Here is a 2,048-nt window from a genome sequence, read left to right on the forward strand (position 1 = left end):
CCTTCCAGCCCGCCTGATGAAAGCGAGCGATGGACGCGGTCATCGTCTCGTAGTGGAAGCCTTCGATATGAAGGCAGGCCGGACGTTGCTCGGGCTGGATATCCAGATTGGCTGTCAGGTCGACCTCGCCAAGCTCGAACGGTTCGCTGATGATCGTCCGGCTGCCATTGCGCTCGATGATCACGATCGCCTGGGAGAGGCGGTTGTTGGGCGTGTTGCGGATCGGCAAGGCGTGGACACTCAGTTTCGAAAGCGCGCCGAGCGCCCAATCGCTCTCTGGATCCTGGCCGACCGCTGTCGCCAGCTCAACGTCCAGCGCGTAGGGTGCTCCGATGCCGGCGGCGGCAACCGCGAGATTGGCTGCGGGGCCACCCAGCGCCTTGTCGATGTGGCTGGCGGTGATCCGGTCGTCGCGATGCGGCAGCACGTCGACGCGGCACAGGAAGTCGACACTCACCCTACCGGCGACCAGAAGTCTTGGCAGGTGATCGAGGTTCTTTGGCCTGTGTGGCGCGCGGCCCGGCAGTGAGCGCGCAAAGGAGCTCGGCCGATACATCAGCGCGGCAACCGCCTTCTCGATGCGGTCGCGCGTGCCTTCCTTCAGGCTTGCCGTTCCATTGATGAAATTCGAAACCGTGCCGATGGAGACACCGGCGGTTCGTGCGACATCCGCTATGGTCGGGCGCTTGCGTTGCAATGGCGGAGTTCCAATTGAAGCGTTTCAAAACGGTAGCAGCGAAAATGCGATGCCTCAACGGAATTGTCTTCTAAAAATCAAGAGAGAATTCCTCTCGATTGGAAGTTTAATCCAGAGATAGAGCGGACCTTGGGCCCTCTTTCCAAGATTGAACAATTTTCAAATTTTTTGGTAAAAGATTGTGCAGGCGAATTTCCTGCACTTCATTCGATCGCCCGGGCCTGATCGGACGGTCTTGGCATGCCCCCGGCCCGTCAGATCAGCAACAGGCCCTTCATGCTGGCATATCCCTTCCGCCCGACGATGATGTGGTCGTGCACCGCGATGCCCAGCCGCTTGCCCGCCTCGATGATCTCCTTCGTCATTTCGATATCGGCTCGTGAGGGTGTGGGGTCGCCCGACGGGTGATTGTGGACTAGGATGATGGCGGTGGCCGAGAGTTCGAGGGCGCGCCTGACCACCTCGCGCGGGTAGACGGGCGTATGGTCGACGGTGCCTGTCTGCTGAACCTCGTCGGCGATCAGCGCGTTCTTCTTGTCGAGGAACAGGATGCGGAACTGCTCGCGCGCCTCGAAGGCCATGACCGACCGGCAATAGGCAAGAAGCTGTGTCCAGGACGAGAGGACTTCGCGACCCTGCACCTCTCCGCGCGCCATGCGCTGCGCGGTTGCCGCGACGATCTTGAGATCGAGCGCCACCGCAGGGCCAATGCCCTTGACTTCCTGCAAGAGGCCAACCGGCGCCCCGAGCACTTCGGCCAGCGTGCCGAAGCGCGCCAGCAGCGCCTTGGCCGCCGGTTTGGTGTCGGCACGAGGGATCAGGCGAAAAAGCAGAAGTTCCAGAAGTTCGTAATCGGGCAGGGCGTCCGGACCCGCCAGGGCAAAACGCTCGCGCAGTCGGTCGCGGTGACCGAGGTAATGCGGCTTTTCGTCGAGCGTCGCCTTGGCTTTCGCCGCAGGCCGCATCGGCGCTTCGGAGAAGAAACTCCGCTCGTCGTCGTCGTTTGTGTTCCCCATACACCGCCCACATTGCTCCAGCGCAGACATTAGAACTGTTCTGGCCGGGATTGAAACAGTTCTGTTCCCCGATCGCGAGACGTCCCACGGCAGATCGTCGCTACGGCTTTCTCATACGGCAAGATGAAACCACGATTGCGCAACAAAACTTAACATCACTTAACGCATGCGGCCACTTTCACCTGACATGTTGGCGCCATCGGAGGCTCGTTGCCTCGCTATACTGGAGCGCGCATGTTCGCCAAAATTGACTCTGGACTGTTGGCCGGCCGGGCATCTCTCGCGGCCATGGCAATCCTGCTTTCGACGCATTCGGAGGGCGCGCTGGCGGCAGA

2 protein-coding genes are annotated in these 2,048 nt (G+C 61.0%); both read right to left on the reverse strand.

Annotation, left to right across the window (positions count from 1 at the left end):
• The coding region (locus tag EN893_RS30840; protein WP_128362053.1) for a PfkB family carbohydrate kinase at positions 1-697 on the reverse strand (697 nt) is incomplete at its 3' end.
• A gap of 254 nt (positions 698-951) precedes the next feature.
• On the reverse strand, positions 952-1,713 hold the full coding sequence (gene radC, locus EN893_RS30845) for a DNA repair protein RadC (protein ID WP_127272228.1): 762 nt from the start codon (positions 1,711-1,713) through the stop codon (positions 952-954).
• Positions 1,714-2,048: the final 335 nt, after the last annotated feature.

The organism is Mesorhizobium sp. M7A.F.Ca.CA.004.04.2.1 (assembly GCF_004022825.1).
In the GTDB taxonomy this organism is placed as follows: Bacteria; Pseudomonadota; Alphaproteobacteria; order Rhizobiales; family Rhizobiaceae; genus Mesorhizobium.